The 24,703-nt window shown below is 44.0% G+C and carries 20 protein-coding genes and 2 pseudogenes; 8 read left to right on the plus strand and 14 right to left on the minus strand.

All coding sequences use genetic code 11. From position 1 onward, the window contains the following. Window positions 1-11: 11 nt before the first annotated feature. Window positions 12-1,040 carry a septal junction protein FraD gene (fraD, locus tag MAS10914_RS0102815; protein WP_017314384.1) on the plus strand — a complete coding sequence of 343 codons (1,029 nt, stop codon included), beginning with the start codon at window positions 12-14 and terminating at the stop codon, window positions 1,038-1,040. Between the two features lie 343 nt (window positions 1,041-1,383). After that, window positions 1,384-2,163, plus strand: a complete 780-nt coding sequence (locus MAS10914_RS0102820; protein ID WP_017314385.1) for an ABC transporter permease — start codon at window positions 1,384-1,386, stop codon at window positions 2,161-2,163. Window positions 2,164-2,249: 86 nt separating this feature from the next. Here MAS10914_RS0102820 and MAS10914_RS0102825 read toward each other — a convergent pair whose 3' ends face one another. The 6 genes and pseudogenes from MAS10914_RS0102825 to MAS10914_RS29465 form a co-directional block, all read right to left on the minus strand. Next, entirely contained in the window at window positions 2,250-2,906 is a 657-nt protein-coding gene (locus MAS10914_RS0102825; protein WP_026082294.1) for a pentapeptide repeat-containing protein, read from the minus strand. Between the two features lie 541 nt (window positions 2,907-3,447). After that, window positions 3,448-3,849: a response regulator transcription factor gene (locus MAS10914_RS0102830; protein ID WP_033365550.1), complete on the minus strand. Its 402-nt coding sequence runs from the start codon at window positions 3,847-3,849 to the stop codon at window positions 3,448-3,450. A 753-nt stretch (window positions 3,850-4,602) separates the two neighbouring features. Continuing rightward, window positions 4,603-4,935 (minus strand): annotated as a pseudogene (locus MAS10914_RS29455) (DUF981 family protein); the annotation flags it as partial. A 143-nt stretch (window positions 4,936-5,078) separates the two neighbouring features. Next, window positions 5,079-5,510, minus strand: coding sequence for a transposase (locus MAS10914_RS31420; protein WP_232224092.1), 432 nt, complete (start codon window positions 5,508-5,510; stop codon window positions 5,079-5,081). A 17-nt stretch (window positions 5,511-5,527) separates the two neighbouring features. Next, on the minus strand, window positions 5,528-5,827 hold the full coding sequence (locus tag MAS10914_RS0102845) for a transposase (RefSeq protein ID WP_017314389.1): 300 nt from the start codon (window positions 5,825-5,827) through the stop codon (window positions 5,528-5,530). Window positions 5,828-5,853: 26 nt separating this feature from the next. Further along, window positions 5,854-6,123 (minus strand): annotated as a pseudogene (locus MAS10914_RS29465) (DUF981 family protein); the annotation flags it as partial. 152 nt (window positions 6,124-6,275) lie between these two features. Between MAS10914_RS29465 and MAS10914_RS0102855 the strand changes: the two are divergent. Continuing rightward, a complete protein-coding gene (locus MAS10914_RS0102855; protein WP_017314391.1) occupies window positions 6,276-6,974 on the plus strand; it encodes a bacteriorhodopsin in 699 nt (232 codons plus the stop codon). 43 nt (window positions 6,975-7,017) lie between these two features. Here MAS10914_RS0102855 and MAS10914_RS0102860 read toward each other — a convergent pair whose 3' ends face one another. After that, window positions 7,018-7,902, minus strand: coding sequence for a carbohydrate ABC transporter permease (locus MAS10914_RS0102860; protein ID WP_017314392.1), 885 nt, complete (start codon window positions 7,900-7,902; stop codon window positions 7,018-7,020). A gap of 25 nt (window positions 7,903-7,927) precedes the next feature. Here MAS10914_RS0102860 and purN point away from each other — a divergent pair, with 25 nt between their 5' ends. After that, window positions 7,928-8,584: a phosphoribosylglycinamide formyltransferase gene (gene purN / locus MAS10914_RS0102865; RefSeq protein ID WP_017314393.1), complete on the plus strand. Its 657-nt coding sequence runs from the start codon at window positions 7,928-7,930 to the stop codon at window positions 8,582-8,584. Window positions 8,585-8,818: 234 nt separating this feature from the next. Here the strand turns inward: purN and MAS10914_RS0102870 are convergent, their stop codons facing one another. Next, on the minus strand, window positions 8,819-9,298 hold the full coding sequence (locus tag MAS10914_RS0102870; RefSeq protein ID WP_017314394.1) for a hypothetical protein: 480 nt from the start codon (window positions 9,296-9,298) through the stop codon (window positions 8,819-8,821). A gap of 512 nt (window positions 9,299-9,810) precedes the next feature. On the opposite strand from MAS10914_RS0102870, the gene MAS10914_RS0102875 reads away from it, so the two are divergent. Beyond that, window positions 9,811-11,097 carry a hypothetical protein gene (locus MAS10914_RS0102875; RefSeq protein WP_017314395.1) on the plus strand — a complete coding sequence of 429 codons (1,287 nt, stop codon included), beginning with the start codon at window positions 9,811-9,813 and terminating at the stop codon, window positions 11,095-11,097. 112 nt (window positions 11,098-11,209) lie between these two features. Here MAS10914_RS0102875 and MAS10914_RS0102880 read toward each other — a convergent pair whose 3' ends face one another. The 4 genes from MAS10914_RS0102880 to MAS10914_RS0102895 all read right to left on the minus strand — a co-directional run bounded on the left by MAS10914_RS0102880 (window position 11,210) and on the right by MAS10914_RS0102895 (window position 16,133). Then, a complete protein-coding gene (locus MAS10914_RS0102880) occupies window positions 11,210-12,352 on the minus strand; it encodes a SpoIID/LytB domain-containing protein (protein WP_026082296.1) in 1,143 nt (380 codons plus the stop codon). A 260-nt stretch (window positions 12,353-12,612) separates the two neighbouring features. Beyond that, window positions 12,613-14,406 carry a ShlB/FhaC/HecB family hemolysin secretion/activation protein gene (locus MAS10914_RS0102885; RefSeq protein WP_017314397.1) on the minus strand — a complete coding sequence of 598 codons (1,794 nt, stop codon included), beginning with the start codon at window positions 14,404-14,406 and terminating at the stop codon, window positions 12,613-12,615. A gap of 541 nt (window positions 14,407-14,947) precedes the next feature. Then, window positions 14,948-15,865 (minus strand): histone deacetylase family protein, encoded by a 918-nt coding sequence (locus MAS10914_RS0102890; protein ID WP_017314398.1) that lies wholly within the window; start codon window positions 15,863-15,865, stop codon window positions 14,948-14,950. A gap of 46 nt (window positions 15,866-15,911) precedes the next feature. After that, a complete protein-coding gene (locus MAS10914_RS0102895) occupies window positions 15,912-16,133 on the minus strand; it encodes a hypothetical protein (protein ID WP_017314399.1) in 222 nt (73 codons plus the stop codon). 199 nt (window positions 16,134-16,332) lie between these two features. On the opposite strand from MAS10914_RS0102895, the gene MAS10914_RS0102900 reads away from it, so the two are divergent. The 3 genes from MAS10914_RS0102900 (at window position 16,333) to lnt (ending at window position 22,089) form a co-directional block, all read left to right on the plus strand. After that, window positions 16,333-17,637 carry a chloride channel protein gene (locus tag MAS10914_RS0102900; protein WP_017314400.1) on the plus strand — a complete coding sequence of 435 codons (1,305 nt, stop codon included), beginning with the start codon at window positions 16,333-16,335 and terminating at the stop codon, window positions 17,635-17,637. A gap of 197 nt (window positions 17,638-17,834) precedes the next feature. Continuing rightward, window positions 17,835-20,420: a DNA topoisomerase (ATP-hydrolyzing) subunit A gene (gene gyrA, locus MAS10914_RS0102905; protein ID WP_071599788.1), complete on the plus strand. Its 2,586-nt coding sequence runs from the start codon at window positions 17,835-17,837 to the stop codon at window positions 20,418-20,420. Beyond that, window positions 20,401-22,089 carry an apolipoprotein N-acyltransferase gene (gene lnt / locus MAS10914_RS0102910; protein WP_017314402.1) on the plus strand — a complete coding sequence of 563 codons (1,689 nt, stop codon included), beginning with the start codon at window positions 20,401-20,403 and terminating at the stop codon, window positions 22,087-22,089. The genes gyrA and lnt overlap by 20 nt, the downstream gene beginning before the upstream one ends. 213 nt (window positions 22,090-22,302) lie before the next feature. On the opposite strand, the gene MAS10914_RS0102915 is transcribed toward lnt, so the two are convergent. Both MAS10914_RS0102915 and MAS10914_RS0102920 read right to left on the minus strand, forming a co-directional pair. Next, window positions 22,303-23,997, minus strand: a complete 1,695-nt coding sequence (locus tag MAS10914_RS0102915) for a hypothetical protein (RefSeq protein WP_017314403.1) — start codon at window positions 23,995-23,997, stop codon at window positions 22,303-22,305. A 21-nt stretch (window positions 23,998-24,018) separates the two neighbouring features. After that, window positions 24,019-24,699, minus strand: a complete 681-nt coding sequence (locus MAS10914_RS0102920) for a hypothetical protein (RefSeq protein ID WP_017314404.1) — start codon at window positions 24,697-24,699, stop codon at window positions 24,019-24,021. Window positions 24,700-24,703: the final 4 nt, after the last annotated feature.

Below are 24,703 nucleotides of genomic sequence, written 5' to 3' on the forward strand. Positions count from 1 at the left end.
AAGGAGATAATATGCAAATATTGAGAGATTTCTTCGGTATAGTTGGCGTTATTGAAGACGTTTACGAGCGCATAAAAAAGATAGTGATTCCGCCGAGAGCATACTCTTGGCAAACTTTAATTTATTTGAGTATCTTTTCTTGGTTAATGTCATCTCTTTCTACAGCGATCGTCAAAGATATAATTGCATTTTGCGGCTGGTTATTCTTAATTATTGGTACTGCTTGGTATACCACGGATAATCCGTTACTCATTCCTGGAACTAATATGCCCGTAGGGTCAGTGATAACTGGATTCTTAGTCAGTGTTTTTGCCTTTGGTCGTGAAGAAGATATTTTTACACCAAGAACAATTGTTCTTTGGCCAACCATTTCGGCACTTATTACTGCAATTCCAGAATTTTTTGAAGGAACTGGTACAGAAGCAACAACTCGACTTCCCAAAATAGAAGACCGCCAAAAAATCATTATTCTAATTGGCAGCTGTATGGTACTTAGTTGCTGGTTGCAGTTCTATTTTGTGACAGAGAATTGGATAAATGAATATCCAAGTCTGCTCATAGATAATTATCAGGGCAGTGCCTTTGTTATCAAAACACAACCTAGTAACAAAATTCCGAGAAATGGTGTTTTAATTTTAGATAAACTTGCTCCGCAAGTGGAAGCACAAATAGCTGGACAACCCTGGTCGCAAGTAGAGCAATGGTTGATTGACGCCAGAGAAAGAGTGGGCAATTTAAGCAGCCAAGTCATACAAACAAACTTGTCAGAATATGAAGAAAGGTTTCTATGGATCGTTGAGCCGCGTGTATCAAACTTAAAGGACGGATACAAACTGGATCTCCTAAATATCTGGAGTGGTCCTAGTTCCACTCCCCGTGGATATTACCTAGTAAAATCCTGTCGAATTGATCCGGTGTTAGAGTCGGGAAACACCTCAAGCCAAACTGCTAGGAAAACTGAACAGAGAAATACGATTGCAGAAATTGAGTGCGAAAGAAAAACTTCATTTTTTGCGGGATCACCACCACCGCAGCAGTGAAGAAGGTAGGGAGATGGGGAAGAGTCAATAAATAACTAATGACCAAAAAAGAATACAGAATTCAGAATATGACCTGCGGACACGCACTCGCGTTCAGAATGTTAAAAAGGTACAAGCCCCTAAATTTATTAACAGGGAACAGGGAATAGGGAACAGTCAGAAATGACTGATAACTGAAATAGGCTACTATTTGAATAAAAAAACTCAGTACACTTTCTGTTGCCTGTTGCCCGTTAAGAGTTCCCTTCTTTGTTTAAATCCCCTGAATTTATTTATGGGGATGTATTCTGAGTCCTGAGTTCTGAATACTGAGTTCTTCTTAACAATTAATGACCAATTTTTTATGAATTTTGGCAGAGTTTCTGTATTGGCAAGCAATGTGTTTCGCGAAGTTGTCCGCGATCGCATTCTTTACATTATCGGTTTTTATGCTTTAATACTCGCAGCCGCCCTGCTCTTACTTCCTGAAGTTGCCGCCTCAACAGAGGGCAAAATGTTTTTAGACTTTGGTTTGGCAACCATGAGTGTCTTGGGCTTAATTGTTGCTGTATTTCTTAGTACGGGATTGATTAACAAAGAAATTGAAAAACGCACTGTTTTAATATTAATTGCTAAACCTTTAAGCCGCAGTGAATTTGTTGTTGGCAAATACGTTGGTTTATTGGCAGTGCTAGCCGTACTCATCGCTGCCATGACGCTGATTTATCTGGGATTTTTGCAATCTAGCAATATTCCTTATTCAGTGGCAAGTGTTCTTATTGCCGGAATTTTTTTATTTTTGCAGTTATCCTTAATGACTGCTGTGGGGATGACTTTAGGTGTGTTTACTAGTTCCCTGTTAGCAACAGCTTTAACATTTGCAGTGTATATCATGGGTAATGTGACTCAAGACATACTACAACTGAGTCGTCTGAGTAGTCATCCTGGCATTGAACGCATGGCTCAAGCTTTGTATCTTGTCTTGCCAGATTTATCTCGATTGGATTTGAAAAATGAAGCTGTGTATGGTCTGGCAGCGCTACCTGAGGCAATATCACTCATTATAAATGCTGGCTATGGCTTAATATACAGCATCCTACTATTAGCAATAGCTATCTTTATCTTCTCGCAACGAGAATTTTAACTATTTGGATACTGGAAAATGTTAGTTGTAAAGACGTGCCAAGGCATGTCTCTACACAAAAAGTACCACTAACCACTTTCCCTTAATTAAAAAAAGAACATTTGAGGTTGATGAATAGTTCCGTCAGGCATGATAGCACCTTGTAGTTTTGCATTCGTAAGATTTGCCTCCCAAAGGTTTGCCTCACTCAAGTTTGCCTCACTCAAGTTTGCCCATGTCAAATCAGCAGTGGTTAAGTTAGCTTGATTCAAATTTGCTTCTAGCAGCATCGCTCCACAAAGCTTTGCTCCTGTGAGATTAGCTCTCACTAAATTGGCTTCTATGAGCGATGCTTCAACTAATTTAGCTTCGCTTAAGTCGGCTTCGCTTAAATCAGCATCACACAAGGAAGCTGCCCATAGTTTACTTCCACATAATTTCACTCGCCATAAGAAAGCCCCACACAAATTTACACCTCTTAAATCAGCATCAATCAAATTAGCTTCACATAAAGAAACTTCAGACAAATAAGCTTCCCGCAGATTGGCTTGCATTAAATTTGCGCCACTTAAGTTTGCACCAGTGAGGATTGCTCCACTCAAATTTGCACCTTGCAAATCTGCTCCTATCAAGTTAATTCCACTTAAATCAACTGCTCTCAGGTCGATTCCACTTAAGTCGCATCCACTCAAGTCCCTTTGTTGAAAACATTGATCGCTAATTTGGTTGAGAATGAATTCCTGTTTTTCAGCAAAGTTTCTCATGGTATTGACCTCTGGGTGTAACATATCCAAAATGCAGATACTGAAAATCATTGTATTTTTGAGATTACACCCCAGAAGTAGATAACCTAAGTAAAGAATCTAAACAAAATTAAGAAAAATCTGATAAAAAATCTGGAAGAGACTTAAAATACGGGCTTTGGGCAGGGGCTTTGGGTTCTTTCTCTATGTCAAAATCTTCTCAGAAAGGTTACGAAAATTTGATATTTTAGCACAGCAGGCGTTTTCGTAGTCAGGGAACAAATTCCGTCGCTCACTCTGTAATAGTTGCACTTCAAGGTGATATTTTCAGGGTTGTGATACGGACGTTCTTCATAGGCGGGTTGCCCTTTGAGCGAACATCTCTACATTCGCACCATTGCGAGATTGATGCCTGTTTCATCGATAAAAATCGAATCTTCAGGTTTTAATCAAGCATAAGCGAGTTGAGTAGGTTCTACTCATATCACATCTTCCACCAAGCACTTAAAACCTTTATTTAGATAAATCAGAGGTGTAAAATAAAGGACGTTCTCCAACTTACTCATTTACGACCTTCAATCCTGTCCTGAAACCGCAGTAGAGCTCGAATTCGAGCGAGTAACACCGCCTCATCGAGGGGCTTTCGCAGAAAGATATCCCCTCCGATATCTAATCCCTTGACCATATCCACCTCTGCATACGCAGTCAGCAGAATAATGGGAATCGCGGGTAGTTGGGGATGCTGGCGGAGCTGTTGGGTTACTTCATAGCCATCCATACCTGGCATCATGACATCCAGCAGGACTAGATCGGGGCGTGAAGTTGCGATTTTGGCTAAGGCAGATCTGCCATTACTCGCCACCTCAACTGCATACCCTTCTCCAGTTAACACGGTTTCAAGCAAGAACAATATGTCCGGATTATCATCGACCACGAGGATGCGATAGTTCTGAGGGTGTAGCATAGGTACACAACTTTGGTGGAATATTAGCGAAGCCATTCAAACCCCATTAAGCTCATCCCTCTCCTGTAAGCCCAAAGCGCAGGCTCCGCCAACCCGCAGCGTGCCCCTTAGGGCTTAGGTAGAGGGATTTCACGTCATTTGACAAGTCACTAGTCATTTGTTGTTACCAATGACAAATGACTAATGTGAAAGAGGGAGACGAGGGCGGCTCTCCTCCCATCCCGCGCCTGTGATCAGCTCAACAGCCGCCCTTTTGTGATGAATGACCTAAGTCTGTGTTTGGGGTGAAACTAAAGCACCTAGTAGGTAACACAGCACCATGTTGCCACGCCGCAGAGAACCTCCCAGTTACCTCAATGTCACCTCAGTTTAACCAAGCCCAGACGCTTTCGAGCCTACAGTGCTGTCTCGGACTCGCTCTACATTAAGCCAGAGTGAACAGACTTGATGCCATTAAGTGGTGCAGTATGTAACGGTAGACTACCCAATGAACGGCAGATGCATTTGATTCCTGTGCTCTCGCGAGCTAATGCTCTTACTGGGCAAAATTATGATGTATTTTCATACTTAAAGTATCTGTCAAAAGTACGATAATAAATTCAAATATTACAGCAGAAGTCAGAAGTCAGAAGTAAAAAGGGCTTAGTGTCTCGGCTTTTAGACAAAGCGCGTTGTACTTCATTTACTTGCAATGTGCTGTAAATCTATTTACATTAGGAGCGTTTAGTAAATGAGGAATAGACTCAGCACTGATTAAGGTTTTTGTATGGGCAAGGGCTTCCAATTGGAGTAATCAGCAAGATGACCCCAGTAAGCCAGGTATCCTGTCAAAGCGAAGATTAACGCCGCAGCTATGAGTACTATCGCGCCAATGATCCGCAAGGTACGATTTGTTTGTAGATATAGCGTTGGTGCTGCAAATACTCCTCCCAACCCTGTGAGGATAAATCCGATTCCTGATAATAACGGACGCCTTGTCAAATCTAGATTAATAATGCGTACACCAATCACAATCGCAGCAAGTCCAGCGAAGAAGCCATAGATTGCTACTGTCAGTAAATCCCAACCTTGGGCTAATGCTATAGAACCCATTTGATATCTATTCACTTGCCAGCCGTTTGAGCATGAGTTTGATGAAACAAAGATTGAGCTTAGCCGTGGCATGGCAGAGCGTTCTTTCAAAGTTTTTGACCAAACTTTTACAGCGTTCCATCCAAGCGTTTGACCGCTCAATCACCCACCGAGTGGCTACGGGTACAAATCCAGTTTTCCCTTGTGCTGCTTTTTCGCAAAGTCTGCCGGGGGAAGCTTCCCCCGGCGAGCTTTGCAGCTTTGCTTGGCTTGGGTGCAAGTTGAAACCGGATCTTGGTCATAATTTGAGGATAGACTTTTTGCAGTTCGATTGTGAGTTTGTCTGGGTGATAGCCATGATCGAGCAGAATAGTAATTTTTGGGATATTTACGGGTTTAGCTCGAAAATAATCCAGATTGTTGCTTAGTAATTCAATTAAACCCTGGTCATCGCTCACATTCGCTTTAGTACAGTGGGTAAAAAACGGTAAGCCGAGCGTATCGACAGCGAGATGTCGTTTAATGCCATTGGTGCATTTGTAATGACAGAACCCTTTGGACATAGCACTGGCATTGCATGTATTCTTCACCGCTTGCGAGTCGATGATCAACAACCTTGTCCACTTTGGTTTTTTTTGACTTGTTGTCGTACTCTAGAATGCAAAGTCTTCATAATCTGGTCTAGTACTCCATCTGAGCGCCACTGCTTGTAATGCCAGAACACAGTGGAATAAGGTGGCAAGTCTTGCGGTAAATCACACCAATTGCAGCCATTCTTCAGTTGATAGAAGATACCATCCAAGATTTGTCTTTTTGTCCAAACAGGCGGTCTAGTTTTCTTCTTTTGAGGGAGCAATGGCTCAATGATTTCCCACTCTTTGTCGCTTAAGCTGCTGGAGTACGGCATTTATTTGTCATCTTACCTCATTTTTAGAGATCCCAAATGGGTTCTATAGCAGTGCCAAGAAACAAAATTCCGAATAAAACTGTTGTTTCACCATAAGCGATATTGAAACTTCCTGTAACGGGCCAAGTGAAAATCATGTGCAAGCCGGTCACGAGAGCGATCGCTCCTGTCATACCAAACCCAGGAATCCAGCGCTTTTGATTGGTACGATTCAGACCAAAATATATGTAACCTGCAAGTAGAAACAGCCCAGCTACCAAATTAATTAACATTAAGGTGATGTAGTTAATGAACATAATCTACCTTTTGATAGTTTTCATTTTCTATTTGAATACATATTTTTGTATTTAAAATATACATTTAGAAGCATTTTTTATAGTAGGTAAAACTGGCATAATTGCTAACAAAAGTTACAAATAATTAAGCTCTAGAAATATACAAACTCTACATGACTCAAGCTTGGCTATGGATTGGTGTCATTAGCATGGCACTGGGAAGTGTTTTTTTCGGCTTCGGCGCACATAATGCTAAAAATGAGCGATGGCAAATACTATACACACTAAATTTTTTCATTTGCTTGATTGCTGCTGGGCTATATTTAGCAATGGCATTGGGTTTAGGAGTGAATGTCATCAATGGTCGTCCAACCTATTGGGTACGGTTCGTAACTTGGTTTTGTTCCACGCCGCTCTTACTGTTAGATCTGACTTTCCTAGGAAGAACGAGTTTACCTCTTACAGGTAGCTTATTGGGAGCAAACGCTTATATGCTTGTGACTGGCTTCGTTGCCACAGTGACACCCAAACCAATGAGCTACATTTGGTATATCGTAAGTTGCGCTGCTTACTTAGCAATTGTCTACTTGCTGGCGCAGCCGTACCGAATTGCAGCGGAACGCAAACATCCCAGATCAAAGCAAGCATTCCGCACATTGGTAACGGTGCATTTAGTGCTGTGGACACTTTATCCGATTGTATGGATTCTTAGCCCAGAGGGTTTTAGCACCTTCACTCAGGGTTCTGAAACTATGTTTTATACGCTGTTGGATATAGCCTCTAAAGTCGGTTTCGGTTTTCTATCATTGAATACACTGCATACTTTAGAACAGGCAACAGAACCAGCAAGAGAAACTCACCTGTCATATTAATATTTGTAGTGAGCGCTTAAGCGCTCACTACAAACCTATTCTTCTAATTCTCCTCACCCCAAGTTCGCAACTGTAAATACACTAACACCAGCGTTATTGCTAACAGTACGGTTGCAGCGGCGGCTGCATAACCAAAATCAAATTGAGCAAAGGCTTCTTGGTAAATGTAATAAACAAGCAAATTAGTAGAATTCAATGGACCACCACCAGTCATCACATAAACTTGCTCAAAACTCCGCAACGTGAAAATAACAGTGGTGACTGTGGCAAATATTAAAGTAGGTTGCAATCCGGGTAAGGTAATATAGCAAAATTGCTGCCAAGAATTGGCACCATCAAGTTCCGCAGCTTCGTAACGACTGGGAGGAATTGCTTGCAACCCTGCCAAGAACACCACCATATTGAAACCCAATTGTTTCCAAATACTTAATAAAATAAGGACTGGCATTGCCCAAAAGGTGTCTCCTAGCCAGGTAATTGGTGAAATGCCAACACTATTTAATAGTGCATTCACTGGTCCTTCTGGTTGAAACAACCAGCGAAACCCTAAACCAGCGGCTACCAGAGAAATAATCGAAGGTAGGAAATAGGTGGTTCGTAGGGCTTCCCGCAATGCTATACTCCGGTTTAACAGTACTGCCAGCCCTAAAGGGATAACGAGAGTGGGAATGACCGTGGCAACTGTAAAATAAACAGTGTTACCAAGAACTTGCCAAAAATCGGGGTTAAGAAGCAAGCGCCAGTAATTTTTAAGCCCTACCCATTGAATGCCTGTTGAGGTGAAACTCCCAGCAGTGAAGCTGAGGAAGAACAAATAGGCAATAGGACCAAGAATAAAAATGCCCAACAAAATCACTGCGGGAGTGAGAAAAATCCAGGCAGCAACTGTATCATTATCTAACCACGACTTAGTATATATTTTTGGCATCTACTGATTCATCCTCCCTGCCGTTATGACGCTTCGCCCTGATTCTACTCCTAGCCTGGTTTCTCCCAATATAAGTGCTGACACACTTGGTATACAATCTCCCTTGAAATTGGGAATTTTAGCTTCTGGGAATGGCAGTAACTTTGAAGCTGTTGCCCAAGCAATCCAAGACGGGCAGTTGTCCGCTCAAATCCAAGTTTTAATCTACAATAATCCAGATGCTTATGCCGCAGTCAGGGCACAAAAGTGGGGTGTCCCTACTGTGCTTCTCAATCACCGCGACTATAAAAGCCGTGAAGAATTGGATGGGCAAATCGTGCAAACTTTGCGGCAATATGATGTGGAATGGGTAGTTATGGCAGGTTGGATGCGATTGGTCACGTCAGTTTTCATCGATGCATTTCCTGACAAGATTATCAATATTCATCCCAGTTTGTTGCCCAGTTTTAAGGGGTCAAATGCAGTAGAACAAGCCCTTGCTGCTGGCGTGAAGATTACTGGTTGTACAGTGCATCTGGTTTGTTTAGAAATAGACAGTGGTCCGATTTTGATGCAAGCAGCCGTGCCGATACTGCCTGATGATACCTCAGAAACACTCCACGCTAGGATTCAAGTTCAGGAACATCGGATTTTACCACAGGCGATCGCCCTTACAGCGCTTCTCATCTCAATGAAGTACTAATTTATCTGTGTCCATCTGTACGCCAGTCGCCACAACGGGGGGAACCCCCCGAAGTTTGCCCGGAGGGAAACCCTCCTTGCAACTTCTCTGTGCAAGGCGCTGGCTCGTCCATCTGTGGTTCATTATTTCTTTGTGTACCTCACCCAATTGCAAACCCCTGTATACGCCCAGAGGGTTTCTGATGCGAAACCCTCTCGCCAAAGCCCCGCGATTAACTTTAGTTAAATGATCAAGCTATTTCTCAGGAGATTTCAAAGCCTGATCTAGTACTTGTCGAGCCTGTTCTGCTTTTGCTCTTGCTTCTTGATAACGCAGATTAGCTTGGGCATAATTTTTGAGAACTTTAAAACCTTCCTTGAGACGAGTAATTTCCTCCTCAGTCACAGACTTATCTGAAAATAGGATGTCAACCGCCTTGCGAACTTCCATAGCTTCGGTGCGTGACTCCTGCACTTTCAACTTGAGTGTGGCTAGGTTACTCAAAACCTGCACAGCCTGTGTAATGGCGTCTTCGTCGCTCGTGGTCTCCGTTGATGTTTCTTTGACTTCAATGAGCTGTTGGGGACCAAATCCATCTTCGAGTTCCGTAGGTAACTGACCTTCATCCATCAGTTTCATCAACTGATCCATCGCTTTTTCACGGGCTTTGGCTGAATCTTTACCGGGAACGGAGAGGATGATTTCTGGGCTTTGAGCAAGAGTGTACTGAACCATAAATTAGGTAGAGAATGTGCTAGTAAACCAAGCCGGGGTAATAATTTTAACGCGAAACAAAGCTGCAAAACCAGCAAAACAAAATGTCTTGTTCTTTTATTAGTACAAGCATATTATAATAAGACAAAAAACAGCACTTATTCACTAGACTTCTTGCAAAAATCCAAAAAAAAGAAGAATTAACCACAGATGGACGAGGCAGTGCGTTGCGGTGAATCAGCCCTGCAGGCGGGTTTCCCGCCGTAGGGGACTGTGAACCCGAAGGGGGGTTCCCCCCGTTGTTCGCGCAGCGTCTCCGCAGGAGATAGCAACTGCCGTACAGATGGACACAGATGGAATCAAACAGATGCAAGAAGTCTACTTCTTGTATCGCTGTGCCGTCAGACTACTAAAAATTAGGAGTTGGGACGCTTGGTTTTGTTAAGCCTTGTTCGTGTAACCTTGCCAAGTTACGAAAAATAAAACTTTATACTGGAAGAAGTAAGAGTATTTTTCGCTGCGAGGGAAGAGCGATGGCTCCAAATCCCACCATTATGCAAGCTGTGGAACAATTAGGTTACCGCGTCACTGTTGGAGACGTGGCAACCCAGGCAGGATTAAATGTCATGCAGGCAAATCAAGGGTTATTAGCCCTTGCTTCTGATGTCGGTGGACATTTACAAGTTTCTAATACGGGTGACATTGTTTACCTATTTCCAAAAAACTTACGGTCAATTTTACGTAATAAGTATTTGCAATTAAGGTTGCAGGAATGGTGGAAAAAAGTTTGGGGTGTTCTGTTTTACTTAATTCGGATTTCCTTCGGAATTTTCTTAATTGTTTCCATCGCCCTGATAACTATCAGCATCATCTTAATCATCTCAGCTGTTAACTCAGACCGCGATGGCGACAATAGAGGGGTCAATTTTAGTGGTGGCTTTTTCTTTTTCCCTGATTTATTCTGGTATCTTAGCCCAGATTATGATACTCGTCAGCGGGAAAGACGTCGGGAGAAAAGCAATCTAAATTTCTTTGAATCTGTATTTTCCTTTTTGTTCGGCGATGGCAACCCTAATAACAACTTAGAAGAACGCCGCTGGCAAGAAATTGCTACAGTGATTCGTAACAACCAAGGTGCCATAGTCGCTGAACAAATTGCGCCCTATTTGGATAATATTGGAGAGGGTTATACCAGAGAGTACGAAGACTATATGCTGCCCGTTCTCACTCGTTTCAACGGGCAACCCAAGGTCAGTCCCCAAGGGCAAATTGTTTATTATTTTCCAGAGTTGCAGGTGAGTGCTGCCAAGAAACGCCGTCAGTCTCTATCAGCTTATTTGAAGGAATTGCCTTGGCGCTTTAGTGCGGCAAATTCAGGACAAATTATGCTGAGTGCAGGGTTGGGTATAGCGAATTTTGTTGGTGCATTAGTGCTCTTAAGTTTGTTGAGAGATGGCACTGTAGCCGCCCAAATAGGTGGACTTGTTGCTTTTGTACAAGGGATTTATTGGCTATTATTGGCTTACGGAACAGGTTTTTTAGTTGTTCCTTTAGTACGTTATTTCTGGATTCAGTGGCGCAATAGCAAAATTGCTAAACGCAACCGAGAGCGCCTATTCTGGGCAAACCTATTAGCAAGCGCGGATGCTCAGTTGCAGCAAAAAATAGCTTATGCTCAACAGTTTGCAGCAGAAAAAGTTCTGGGGAATGAAGATTTGGTCTACTCCAGCGAAACCGACTTATTAGAACAGGAAATAGAACATTCTCAACAAATTGATGCTGAATGGCAAAAACGCCTAAGCAGAGGAAGCGGGGAGTAGGGCAAAGATGAGGGAGTGGAGGGAGATTAAAGAAATTAATTTGTCTTCCCCCCACTCCTCCACTCCTCCACTCCTCCACTCCCCCACTCCTCCACTCCTCCACTCCTGTTGATTACTTCACCCGAATAGGTGCTAGAGCAACACCTCGGTAATAGTAATTCAAAATTTGCAGGTGATTATACCCTCGCTTTGCGAGATTGTAAGCTCCCCACTGACTCATGCCTAAAGCATGACCATAGCCAAGACCTGTTAGTGTAAAACCTCCATTCCCATTGCTGACGGTAAAGCGGGTGCTTTTCAGCTTGAGGGCTGTACGCACATCCTCGCCCCTGAGAACTTTCTCACCCTTGTCGCCGACAATTTTCAGCGCTGTCACACTGCCGAAACGCGATGTACTTTCAGGAATAATTTGCTTAACGTTGCCCACATCTGGAATTTGGGTGCTAACTTCCCCCGGGGAAAAAGTTCTGACCCAGTTGCACTCGCTGATATTTTGGTCGAAGTCTGGAACAGCACGTAGGTATGGCTCGTTACTTCCCCAAACATCTTCTGAGTTTTCAGTGTGTCCGCCAGAACAAGCGTGGAAGACAGAAAGAATAATCCTGTTTCTGTAAGTCAGTACTTTCCCAGATGTGCCATCAACCGCAGCGTAGGTTGTGGGAGATTCACTGTTGACGCCTTTGTAAATTTGCCAACGATCTGGTGTATCGCCCACATCGTAAATGGGATTACTGCGCTGTCTCTCGCGCTCGTAAAGAGCATATGTACGGGCGGCGATCGCTTGAGCCTTTAGGGCTTCTAAAGGCCAACGGTTGTCCATTTCGCCACCAATAACGCTGTAGAGATATTCTTCCAAATCAACCCAGTTAACAACAGATAAACCTTTTTGTGTCGGTACAACGAGAGTTCTGCCTCGATACCAGCGATCGCCAATATAAACGAATCCCTTACCTGATGGCTCAATCCAGAATAGATTAGACTGCCACCTATCCAAAGCAACTCCACCTGGAACCGGTTGGGCATAGTAAGCACTCATTCCCGGTAACTGTCCTAGAGTACGACCGCTACTATCCTTGACAACCGCAGCCGTAGAACTACCGACTTTTACCTGATTGACGTCCCTTTCAATTGCCACGCGCAGGATGACAGATGCTTGAGATGGGGCAACCATAGCTATCCATATGAGGATACCAAGCCACCAATGGCGTCCTTTGATGTGGGAAAATAAAGAGGCTAAGAACAGTTGGAATTTCATGCTAACAATGATAGTTACACTTTTGTATGGTTGACGCTCACTTCTGCTGTAGTTTCCCTTCAAGTAAGATTTCAACCCTATAAAATATAAATGAACTACCATAGGCTAGCAACGCTATTTGTATAGCATTTGTCATTGCAACGCTAAAATTCTTTCTAGCCTTCCCAAACTAATTCTTAATTACTCACTCAATTACGAATAAAGAGTAGGGATACAAGAATACGTCAAAAAAGATTTTTTAACTTTTAACTTTTAACTTTTTAAAAGGGATTGGCGATGATAGAAAAGTACAAACCGTTTTCCTGCCATGTGCCTTTATTGTCATTCCCAGCAATTGAAATTAAAGGAATACCCCAGTCCAAGCGGACGGTAAGGCGGTCTTGTAATTGTAGGCGCAACCCTAAGCCTACAGACATAAGTGTATTTTGATCTAGCTCAGAATTATCGCTGGTTCTGCCAGAACGGTTCCAGCTTGTACCAATATCGAAAAAGGGAGCGACTTGTAAAAGGCTGTTGGGTTCAAAGAAGCGGAGAATGGGAATTCGGACTTCAGCAGAAGCAAAGAAACCGTTGTCTGTGAGTAAGGCATCTTGGCGGTAGCCTCGGACATTTTCCAGACCACCTAAGCTAAATTGTTCAAAGGCAACCAGTGGTTGGTCTGCGAGCTGCACATCTGTTCGGAGTAACAGGAGGGTATCGCGAGCCAACAGGCGCACCCACTGTGCTTGTCCTCTCCAAGCTAAGAAACTTTTGGAATCAAAAGCGTCAAGTCCCACACTGAACTGAGAACGTAAGGCAAAAACTTGCTGACTGTTGCGCTGTGTCCATTCTTGGAAAAAACGCAAAGCAGTGACCTGCGTTTTTCCTTCCTCATCTGCGCCAAACGCCTCTTGAAAGGGAATCTCCCCATTGAAGAAACTAGCTTCGCTTTCTCGGCGAGTTGCAGTTAAACCCAATGCCAATTCCTGAGTTGGGGATTGTATTATGGGCTGGCGTAGTGTGAGTTCATAGTAGCGGGAGTTGGATTCGATATCTAGGACATTAAAGGGTCTTTCTATCACATCGCTATCAGACATACCAAAGCTAAAGGTAACAGTACCATTGCGGGGATTAAGGGGTACAGAGTAGCTAAAATCCAAGGCATTGCTACCGTCACTATTGGTATAAGTAGCACTAACGCCATCTCCCCATCCAAAGAAATTGGCTTCGCTTACTTGGATTTGGCGGCGAAAACTACCCACAGCAGGAGAACGCCTATTATCTAGGATGATCTGTAGCTTAGAAGTATCTGCCTCCTTGACACGTACTTCTAGCAAACTCAACCCCGGACGGGAACCTGCAGACAGTTCGGCTGACAGGGTTTCAATGAGGGGATTGAGTTGCAAAAGTTGCAATGCTTCTAGCAGGCGATCGCGATTCAGGGGTTTACCTGTAGCTATGGCAAGGCGACTCCGCACGTAGCCAGGATTTAGTCTGCGTGTATTTGATATTTTTATGTCTTCTAGTGTACCCTCAACTATCCGAATTTCTACGACACCTCCTTGGAGTTTCTGTGGTGGGATATAGGCTCCAGATGTTATGTATCCTTGGTCAACATACAGTTGCGTAATTTTCGTTCGCACCTCAAATAATTCTGTAAGGGTAATGGGACGGTTGGTGTAGGGTGCAGTGATTTTGGTAAAATCTTCAGGGCTAAAGACAGTACTGCCTGTGACTTCAAATTTTTCAACCGTGATGGTTTGAGGAACTTCAGTAGGTGGGGGTTGTTCGGAACCGGGAGGTGTGAAGCTGGGTGGAGTCAGTAATTCCTCTGGAGGTGGTAGGCGAGAGGGAGGCGTCGGTTCCGGTAATGGCTGGGTAGAAGGTGGTTCGTTCTGCTGTCGTGAAATGGGTTGGAGACTTAAGATTTGGGTGGGTTGCTGGTTTGATATTTGCGTTGTGTTAACGACTTGTGCTTGTAGTGGTTTCACTGGTAGTGTGCCGATGATTGCTACCAAGCTTAAATAAGGGGAGTATTGATAGAGATATAGTTTTTTGCAAAGTTTATTGGGCATGACAACAGGAGAATGATAAGGGGAGAGGTACAGAATTCACGATTGATGTTTAATTGATGTTTAAGCAATAAGAATGACATCACTGTTAGCATCAATAATCCATCCTTACGCTTCGATAATTTTAGGAGAATCTTGCTTTTTTGGGCTAAAAAATAGAATAAATCTGGCATATTTGTAAGCAATTCCTATAATTTAGGCAATTTGGTAGCTCATAGTAAATTACAGCGGCTTGCAACTGGGTAAGGTGTAAAAAGAAATAATGAACCACAGATGGATACAGATGAAAACCGATATTTATCTGTGTTCATCTGTGTCCATCTGTGGTTTTTTTTCAAAAAATTGACTTTTGCAAGAGTTCTAATATTTAGTAAGCGATATATCTGCTTGTTGCACTCGTGGGAGAAAACCAAAATGGAGATTTCTGCTATTTTTTGCAAAAAAATAGCAGGAAGTGACTCCCAATTTATTAGTTTAAATATTTACATTAGGTGCTCTCTTAACAAAGATGACATTTACTACCCATCCTTGCGCTTCCACCTACTTACGAAACGCAGCGTTCAATTGTTGCTAAAACTGATTTGGAAAGTGCGTCAAAATCATAACCACCTTCCAAGCCAAACACAATTTTACGAGTTATTCCCAGACAATATTGTGTGAATAAACCATAATCTTGCGGTTGCAAATTTATACTGGCTAAAGGGTCATCAGCGTTGGCGTCGTAACCTGCACTCACAATTAGTAAATCTGGCTGAAAGTTGGATAAAAAGGGGAGAACTTTTGTTTCAAAAACTGGTTGGTAGATGCTGATATCGCTCCCAGGAGGAAAGGGCAAATTCAACACATTGTTATGAAAGCCTTGCTCTGTATAATTTCCAGTACCCGGATAGCACGGATACTGATGCAGAGAACAGTAGGCGATTTGTGGGTGAGTTTCTACGATCGCCTGCGTACCATTCCCATGATGCACGTCCCAATCAAGAATGGCGACACGGTTAATTCCTGGTTGTTGCAAAGCATAAAGAGCAGCGATCGCCGCATTGGAAAATAAGCAAAACCCCATCCCAGCATCACTTTCGGCGTGATGTCCTGGTGGACGCGCCAGCACAAAAGCTGGTTTACCCGTTGTTAGGACAGCATCAACTCCATCCAACCAAGCACTCACCGCCAATAAAGCAACATCATAACTGCGCGGCGAAACTGGCGTGTCTCCATCCAAATAACCGCCGCCAGCAAGAGCAATTTCTTGGAGTTTTTTGATGTAGCGCTGCGTGTGTGCTTGTGCCAACACAGACATCAGAGGGCGCTTTTCGGGTGGCGTGGGTAAGCGCCATTCAATGTGTTGTGCAAACGCAGCTTGTTTTAAAGCAGTGGCGATCGCCGTTAGGCGTTCTGGTTTCTCTGGATGAAAAGACCCAGTCTTGTGATCCAGAAACTCGTCGGAATAGATGACGTTCAGCATAGGGTCAAAAAACTTGGCAGCAAGATACCGATTGAATGTATCTATACTACTCTTTAGTAAACCCAATCATTTCATCGGTTGGTTCATCCAGCATTTCCGGTACTACTGCTGGGTTCCCCCTAAGTTCATCTGGTGATAAACCAAGCAAGACATCATCCATTTTTGGAGGATGTTTAATTCTGTCACGCATTTCTGGACTTAATTGTGATTCATCGCCTTGTGGATTTGTCTTTTCGGCTTGATTAGGAGTTGTTTCATCGCTATACATGATTGTTTCCCCAAACTTACACGCCCCAGCTTAAACTCTCCTGTTGCGAGGCACACACTATCTTGGGGCTTAAATTGAGGGTGGGGTATGGGCAGAGTCCTTGCGCCTTTACACCCTTGTTGTGGATGATATTTAGCATATACAAAAACAAAATAAATATTTTGTAATCTTTTGTTTCACTTATCAGGGAAATTAAGCAGTGCTACCAAACAAACGCCCTCCTACTGAGCAAACTCAACGTTGGACATTCTCTCAGCTTTTTGGACGAGCAAGGCGTAATCCTTTCATGATTTCGCGTTGGGTTTTACGCTGGGCTGTTGTAGGGATTTTTTGTGGTTTATTTGCTGGGTTGTACTGGATTGTCCTAGAACTGATGATTCATGGACTCCAAAGATTTCAGGGTCCTAGTCTCCTGTTCGTGATGCCATTGGCTGGTTTAGTTATCGGTCTGGTGATTCATTTCCTTGGGAATCCTGGTGAAATTGGTGTCATAGTTGATAACATCCATTTTCAGGGCGGACGGCTGGATGCTCGCAAAAATCCTTCAATGATTCTTGCTTCCCTAGTCAGCATATCAGCGGGCGGCAGCGCTGGACCAGAAGCACCGTTGGTACAGGTCACGGGTTCCTTTGGCACTTGGGTTGCTGACCGTTTAAGACTTCAAGGTGAAGACTTCAGATCCATGAGTCTGGCGGCGATGGCTGGGGGCTTCACTGCTTTGTTTGGCGCACCTCTTGGTGGTGCTATGTTCGCCTTGGAGATTTTGCACCACCAGCATATTGTGGAGTATTACGAAGCCCTGATGCCCGCCATTGTTTCAAGTTGCGCTAGTTATCTGGTCTTTGCAGCAATTACAAATTTGGGGATTGCACCCACCTGGCATTTCCCTCAGTACCATCTAGAGAGCATAAATGATTTTGCCGTAGCTATCATGTTTGGGATTGTCGGAGTTGCGGCGGGATGGATTTTCATGAGTATTTTTCGCGGATGTGACCGAGTCTTTGCCTTGATTGGTGAACCAATTTATCTACGCACAACAATAGCAGGACTGGGATTGGGCATTTTAGCAACTCTGTTACCTCTCACCCGTTATTTTGGACATGAGGAGTTAGATGAGGTTATCAATCAAAGCTTTCCTGTCGTTTTTTTGTTTGTGCTTGCCTTAGCTAAAATGGCTACCATTAGCATGACTGTGACTGGTGGATGGCGCGGTGGATTTATTATTCCTTTGTTTTTCACGGGTGCTTGTGTCGGTAAAGCCGTTGCAGCCTTAATTCCTGGACTTAATCCCACGCTTGCGATGATTTGTACGATGGCAGCTATCAATGCTTCTGTGACGCGCACACCAATCAGCACAACCTTGCTGTTGTCAAAATTGACCAACTTCAGCCCCTTTACTCCAATCCTGTTTGCCAGTCTGATTGGATTTTTTCTTGCGCCCAAAGTTCCCTTTATTGCATCTCAACTTAAGTCTGGACAAGAAGCCATGAGCACTCATGATTAACCAGTTATTAGCTATCAGTTAACAGCTTAATAACTGTTTATTTTTGACCTTTCACTGTTCATGGTACAAGCCAGAAAACAGCAATATATGCTAGAATTGTATCAAATTACGGCAATTATTCAGCAATAATTGGGAATAGTTTTGCTTTTTTCTCAGTATAAAGCCTAAAATTTGCAATTTTTGGAGTTTTTTGGGTTATGACAACCTCTCAGGAGAGGATTATCCCTACTGACCTGCGGAATGAAATGTCCCGGTCATATTTGGAATACGCGATGAGCGTAATTGTAGGTCGGGCACTGCCAGACGCCAGGGATGGTCTGAAACCTGTGCATCGTCGCATTCTCTACGCAATGCATGAACTGGGGCTAATCCACGAGCGCCCGTTTAAAAAATGCGCTCGTGTGGTAGGGGAAGTGCTGGGTAAATATCACCCCCACGGCGACACAGCTGTCTATGACGCTTTGGTGCGGATGGCGCAGGATTTTTCCATGAGATCGCCCTTAGTTGAAGGGCATGGAAACTTCGGTTCGGTGGACAACGATCCACCAGCGGCAATGCGATACACAGAATGCCGCTTGCAAGCTTTAACCGGCGATGCCCTTCTACAAGATATCGAATCGGAAACAGTTGATTTCGTCGATAACTTCGACGCTTCCCAGCAAGAACCAACAGTGCTGCCAGCAAGGGTTCCGCAGTTACTGCTCAATGGTTCCTCTGGGATCGCGGTGGGTATGGCAACCAACATCCCGCCGCATAACTTGGGGGAATTGATTGATGGGTTGGTAGCACTGATTGAAAATCCAGAAATAACTGATATTCAGTTAATACAGTATATTCCTGGGCCTGACTTTCCTACAGGAGGTCAGATTTTGGGAACATCGGCAATTAGGGAAGCTTATACCACAGGGCGCGGTTCGATCACCATGCGCGGTGTGGCTACAATTGAAACGATTGAACAGCGAGGACGCCCTGACAGAGACGCAATCATCATCACCGAATTGCCCTACCAAACCAACAAAGCGGCGCTGATTGAAAAAATCGCCGAGATGGTGAACGAAAAGAGGATAGAGGGAATTGCCGATATTCGGGATGAGAGCGATCGCGATGGGATGCGAATTGTGATAGAACTCAAGCGCGATGCTTATCCCCGTGTCGTACTAAACAACCTCTACAAGCAAACGCCGCTGCAAGCAAACTTTGGGGCGAATATGCTGGCGCTGGTGAATGGCGAACCGCAGATACTCACCCTGAAGGAGTTTTTGCAAGTCTTCTTGGATTTCCGCATTGAAGCTATTACCAGACGTACTCGATACGAACTGCGAAAAGCCGAAGAACGCGACCACATACTGCAAGGCTTGTTGATTGCCCTAGCCCACCTAGATGAAATTATCAACTTGATTCGCCATGCACCTGATGCGCCGACAGCCAAAGGCGAGTTGATGACAACCTACGGACTTTCGGAAGCGCAAGCAGATGCGATATTGCAAATGCAGCTGCGACGTTTAACAGCCCTAGAAGCAGACAAAATCCGCTCAGAACACGAAGAATTACAAGCAATCATTGCTAACTTGCAGGATATCTTGGCACGGCGAGAGCGGATTCTTGAAATCATTCAAACCGAAGTCAAGCAACTCAAAGAGAAACACGCGACACCTCGGCGCACGGTCATTTCACCCCTTGAAGGAGAAATCGATGAGCGTGACCTCATTGCCAATGAAAAAGCCCTGATTCTGTTGACAGAGCAAGGTTACATCAAACGAATGGCAGTGAATACCTTTGAGGCGCAAAGCCGTGCAACCAGAGGCAAAGCAGCTGCCAAGATGAAAGAAGATGACGGCGTTGAGCATTTCTTGACGTGCTGCGACCATGACAGCGTTCTCTTCTTTAGCGAACGAGGTGTTGTCTACTGCCTGAAAGCGTATCAAATACCCGTGAGTTCCCGAACCAGTCGCGGAACGCCAATAGTGCAAATGCTGCCCATTCCCAAAGAGGAGAAAATCACCTCGATTGTCCCTGTTACAGAGTTTACCAGCGATGAATATTTGGTCATGCTCACCAAGGGTGGCAATATCAAGAAAACAGAGTTGGCAGCATTTAGCAACATTCGTGCCAACGGCTTGATTGCCATATCCTTAGAAGAAGGTGATCAACTCCGGTGGGTGCGACGCGCCAGAGTCGAAGACAGCGTGATCATTGGTTCCCGTCAGGGTATGGCAATTCACTTTAGATGCACTCACGAACAACTGCGTCCTTTAGGACGGGCAACTCGTGGGGTGAAATCGATGAAATTGCGTAAGGGTGACGTACTGGTAGGTATGGATATTCTCCCTGCTGCCATTCTTGCCACTTTAGAAGATACAAGCACAGAAGCCGAAATCGAGGAAATCGAAACAGAAGAAATTGAAAATGAAGAGTCCATAGAAGTCTCCGGCAACGGCAGTACTGGTCCTTGGGCATTGGTTATTACAATGGGAGGATACGGCAAACGCGTCCCAGTTTCCCAATTCCGACTGCAAAATCGTGCTGGGCAAGGTTTAATGGCAACCAAATTCAAAAACCGCAAAATAAAAGACCAACTGGCAACCTTGCACATTGTCAACAGCGACGATGAAATTATGATGGTCACTAGTCGCGGTATCATCATCCGGCAGGCGACAAATGCAATTTCCATACAATCGCGATCAGCAACTGGGGTGCGAGTACAGCGCCTTGATGAAGATGATGTAATCACGGGAGTGGCGATCGTACCCCCCGATACTGGTGATGCAGAAGAGGCAGAGTAGGAAGCAGGGGGAGCAGGGGAAGAAGTTTACTATCTTAATCCCTTACCTAATTGCTCTATCTAGCGGTGTTTTGATGGGGTTGACCGTTGCACCTTTTGGTGCATGGTTCTTAGGGTGGATTGCCCTTGCTCCCCTGTGGGTATTAGTTATTCGTTCTTCACAACGAAAAAACTCTACTCCCCCTACTCCCCATCTCCTCATCCCCGTCTCCCTTGTTTGGGGTATTGGTTATCACGGTCTTGCCTTATCCTGGATTACTGGGATTCACCCCATGACTTGGATGGGGGTTCCTTGGTTGGCGAGTTTGGCGATCGCTCTTTTTTGCTGGATATTCATCACTCTCTGGGGAGCCGCATTAGTTGCCAGTTGGGCAATTTGCTTCTCCTGGATTTTGAGTTTTAAAGTTTGGATTCATCGCAAATTTCAATCTTTTTCCTCCACTCCCCCCCTCCTCCCCTCCCCCCCTCCTCCTCTCATCCGCGTCCTCATTGGCACCGCTCTATGGTGCGGCTTAGAAGCCCTTTGGAGTGCTGGACCTTTGTGGTGGAGTTCTCTTTCTTACACTCAAAGTCCGTATAATCTCGTTATTTTACACCTTGGTCAACTGTCTGGACCAAGCGCGGTGACAGCGGCTCTTGTCGCGGTGAATGGCTTGATTGCTGAAGCATGGATAAACCGCCGAGACGCAGAGAGCGTAGAGAGAAAAAACCTCATTCTCTCCTCTATGCCTCTACGCTTCGTTTATTTAGTAACCGCCGCCACAGTATTCATCACTCTCCACCTCATTGGTTTTGGTTTATACACTCGTCCTCTTCCCCAACCACCAGAAGCAGCGCTAAAAGTGGGGATTATTCAAGGTAATATCCCCAACGAAATCAAACTTTACCCTGAAGGTTTTCGTCGCGCCATTGAAGGTTACACCACTGGATATCTCAGGCTAGCAGCTCAAGATGTAGATGCAGTACTGACCCCAGAAGGCGCTTTGCCTTTTTTCCAAAATGAGATTATGCGTAGTTCATTGGTGACAGCAGTGCGGGAAAAAGGTGTGGTTGCTTGGATTGGGGGTTTTTACAAAAAAGGAAGCAGCTATACAAATAGTTTATTTACGATCGCTGGCGATGGTGAGATAAAAAGCCGCTACGGCAAAGCCAAAATGGTTCCAATTGGGGAATACATTCCCTTTGAATCAATTTTAGGCGGTATCATTAGCCGTTTATCGCCTTTAGACGAACATCAAGTGCCTGGTTCACCAAATCAGGTTTTTGACACGCCTTTTGGTCGCGCTATTGTTGGTATTTGTTACGAATCTGCTTTTTCTGGGCAATTTCGCCGTCAAGCTGCTGCTGGTGGACAATTTATACTGAGTCCTTCTAATGATGCCCATTACAGTGCAGCTATGCCAGCTCAACACCACGCACAGGATATCATGCGGGCAATTGAAACTGATAGATGGGCAGTGCGAGCAACAAATACGGGGTATTCAGCTTTTGTGAACCCCCACGGTAAAACTTTGTGGATATCTGGACATAATACGTACGAAGTTTATGCTCAAACAATTTATCGACGGCAAACCCAGACTTTATATGTGCGTTGGGGTGATTGGTTGACACCGTTATTGTTAGCAGCAGGGACGATAACATGGTTGATACAGCGCTTCTCATCTGAATAAAGTACTAATTTATCTGTGTCCATCTGGAGGACACTGCGTTGCGGAGAGCAGCGCCGTGCGGGGGTTCCCCCCGTTGAGGCGACTGCGGAGGGTTCCCCCCGTTGTAGCAAGTGTCCGTTGTCCATCTGTGGTTCATTATTTCTTTGTGTACCTCACTCAGTTGCAAACCGCTGTAAGTAACCGCCGATAGGAAACTCACCCTGTTCAAGCAGGCTAAAACCGCATTATTTGATTCGCAAACACTTCAACTTCTGTACCAGAGGGCAAAAACCAAATCCCACTTTTCATCATTTCTTGGATTGCTTGTTGGTTGCGCTGGTTAATTTGGGGAACGATCGCATTCATACCACCTTCTAAAACTGCAGCAGGGATGTTTCTTTGTTGATCGGTTTCGGTACAATAATTGTCAGTACCATCATCACAACGAACACGTGTTGTCTCGGGGCGATTAAGTACATCTCCTATTTTACCAATACCCCCTAAGGCAAATATTCCTGTATCCATACTTGATATCTTTCCGGATCTGTTAGGATACTTGTTGGCAAGTAATGGTTTTCCTTGAGGTGCGCGAACTTTGAGTGTGCTCTCAGGTAGGCGGGTTTGTGTGAAATTGCCATTTGCTTGGGAAATTATTGAAACTACCCCTAGCTGTACCATTCCGCTATCGGAAATTTGCTGAATTTGAGCTAATAACTCAGTATTGGCGGGAAGTGCGATCGCCCCATCTACAGATTTCAATGGTTCCTTCAAGCGCACCACAAATGTCGTGTCATCTTTACCGTCATTTTTATTTCTAGTATTATTAACTCCTGGCTTATTTGCTTCTCCAAATAAAGCCGTCACTAAAACGGCTTTAGCACTTGTTCCCACTGCAACTGATTTTTTATTATACCGAGTAATTCTGTTACCGAGTTGTGATCTCTCCTGAGGATTAGTTGTTGTGTTTGGTTGACTTGTTATATTTGGTCTACGTGAACCAGTTGTCATTCTTCCACGCTCTCTAGCACTATAATTCTCAGGAGAGAAAGAGGATGGAGGCGAACTTGCTACAGTCGGTTGAGTTGGTGCTACAGGCGGTTGAGTTGGTGCTACAGGCGGTTCGGTTGGTGTTGGAGTGACTGTTGATAAAGATAATGGAACTTCTGCTAACTCCGATGGGGTTAATCCTGGATTTGATATTTCAAATGATGGAGGAGATATAGCTGTTGGTTGAGGAGTCTGAGCAGGCTGAGTAGGAGTGGGGTTCGCCTGCGCTACAGGTTGAGGAACTCTGACGATACGTTCAACAACGCGAGGGACATAGACGGTTTGTGCTGGGGTCGGTACCCTTTCTACCACAACCCGCGTGGCTGGTTGCGGCTTCGTTTTGGGTTGCGCTGTTGGGTTTGTTGTTCTTTGATTAGGTCGTACAGTTTTCAACTGAAGTTGTGCTGCTTTTACTGCTTTTGCTTGTTCAGCTAATGCAAGTTTTGTTTTTAGGATCTCAATTTCTTCTTCTGGTTTTAATTGCTCTATTTTTTTCGAGTCATCCTTCTGGGTGACAACCGGAAAATTCTTTTGTTGCTGTTTGTTAGTTCCACTCATCAGTTGAGAGAGAAATGCACCAGCTACGACAACCACAAACAGGGTACCCGCACCCACCACACCTACCTTGGCAAAAGGGTTAGATGACAGTGATTGTTGCGTGCGAACTAAGGATGGATCTGAGGGTGGTGCTTCATCATTATTACTACTAGCAGTATTTGAAAAACTGCTTTCTTCATTGGATGGGGTCTTTTCCTCTTCTAAACCCACCAAGTATGCCATCCGCTGATGCCAATCTTCTGAAGTTTTATGATTATTTGTATGATTATTTGAATTGGAATTATTATGATTATTTGAATGATTAAAATTCGGTAGGTTATTCATTGGTGTTTTTCCTTAAGAGTGTTAGGAGCAGCTTTGATCGTTGATATCGCAAATCTTATAAATTTCTAACCTTGCTTCGTTGAGACGGTAGATGGCAGAATGCAGAGGATTTTTGACATTTGGTAGAGAAATTGCTTGTGTATCTAACGCTCGAATAAATATTTTTTTATTAAAAGGAATTGCTTCCCCAGCCTTGTTATTATAACCGACAAAAATTAAACGATTAGCAGCCATTTCTAATCGCCATTGACCATCAGCTATTTTTTCTGGTTCTGAAATTTGACGCACCAACAATACACTTTCTGCATTTCCTACTGCATTAACTAAAACATTTTTAGGAAGTCCCTGCGTAATTTCTGCCTCAAATTTTCGCCTAATATCACCAGATAAAAGTTGTGAAGTTGCTTGCCAAATTGTTTGTGGTGGTTGTTTTTCTGACCAAGTAAACATCATGGTCATTGTTTCACCAACAAAACGCCGAATTGTTTCTGGATTACGTTCTAAATTTTCTTGGGAATCAACTGTTATGGCACGACCATCAACAAGTTGCACTAAACTTTGTGGTAATTTACCACTCAGTCTTTTTAACATAGAATTGTGAAACATCAGCAACAATATGGTAAACATATGCAGTCCAAATGTTGCTATCACAAACAAGGGAAGAAAATTAGTTTTCTTACTTTTTTGGTTAAATAACTGCATTCTG

Source organism: Mastigocladopsis repens PCC 10914 (assembly GCF_000315565.1).
Classification (GTDB): domain Bacteria; phylum Cyanobacteriota; class Cyanobacteriia; order Cyanobacteriales; family Nostocaceae; genus Mastigocladopsis; species Mastigocladopsis repens.

Coding starts and splice junctions, on each gene's coding strand:
- fraD (WP_017314384.1), top strand. CDS start 12: ATGCAAATATTGAGAGATTTCTTCGGTATAGTTGGCGTTATTGAAGAC.
- MAS10914_RS0102820 (WP_017314385.1), top strand. CDS start 1,384: ATGAATTTTGGCAGAGTTTCTGTATTGGCAAGCAATGTGTTTCGCGAA.
- MAS10914_RS0102825 (WP_026082294.1), bottom strand. CDS start 2,906: ATGAGAAACTTTGCTGAAAAACAGGAATTCATTCTCAACCAAATTAGC.
- MAS10914_RS0102830 (WP_033365550.1), bottom strand. CDS start 3,849: ATGCTACACCCTCAGAACTATCGCATCCTCGTGGTCGATGATAATCCG.
- MAS10914_RS0102845 (WP_017314389.1), bottom strand. CDS start 5,827: ATGCCGTACTCCAGCAGCTTAAGCGACAAAGAGTGGGAAATCATTGAG.
- MAS10914_RS0102855 (WP_017314391.1), top strand. CDS start 6,276: ATGACTCAAGCTTGGCTATGGATTGGTGTCATTAGCATGGCACTGGGA.
- MAS10914_RS0102860 (WP_017314392.1), bottom strand. CDS start 7,902: ATGCCAAAAATATATACTAAGTCGTGGTTAGATAATGATACAGTTGCT.
- purN (WP_017314393.1), top strand. CDS start 7,928: ATGACGCTTCGCCCTGATTCTACTCCTAGCCTGGTTTCTCCCAATATA.
- MAS10914_RS0102870 (WP_017314394.1), bottom strand. CDS start 9,298: ATGGTTCAGTACACTCTTGCTCAAAGCCCAGAAATCATCCTCTCCGTT.
- MAS10914_RS0102875 (WP_017314395.1), top strand. CDS start 9,811: ATGGCTCCAAATCCCACCATTATGCAAGCTGTGGAACAATTAGGTTAC.
- MAS10914_RS0102880 (WP_026082296.1), bottom strand. CDS start 12,352: ATGAAATTCCAACTGTTCTTAGCCTCTTTATTTTCCCACATCAAAGGA.
- MAS10914_RS0102885 (WP_017314397.1), bottom strand. CDS start 14,406: ATGCCCAATAAACTTTGCAAAAAACTATATCTCTATCAATACTCCCCT.
- MAS10914_RS0102890 (WP_017314398.1), bottom strand. CDS start 15,865: ATGCTGAACGTCATCTATTCCGACGAGTTTCTGGATCACAAGACTGGG.
- MAS10914_RS0102895 (WP_017314399.1), bottom strand. CDS start 16,133: ATGTATAGCGATGAAACAACTCCTAATCAAGCCGAAAAGACAAATCCA.
- gyrA (WP_071599788.1), top strand. CDS start 17,835: ATGACAACCTCTCAGGAGAGGATTATCCCTACTGACCTGCGGAATGAA.
- lnt (WP_017314402.1), top strand. CDS start 20,401: ATGCAGAAGAGGCAGAGTAGGAAGCAGGGGGAGCAGGGGAAGAAGTTT.
- MAS10914_RS0102915 (WP_017314403.1), bottom strand. CDS start 23,997: ATGAATAACCTACCGAATTTTAATCATTCAAATAATCATAATAATTCC.
- MAS10914_RS0102920 (WP_017314404.1), bottom strand. CDS start 24,699: ATGCAGTTATTTAACCAAAAAAGTAAGAAAACTAATTTTCTTCCCTTG.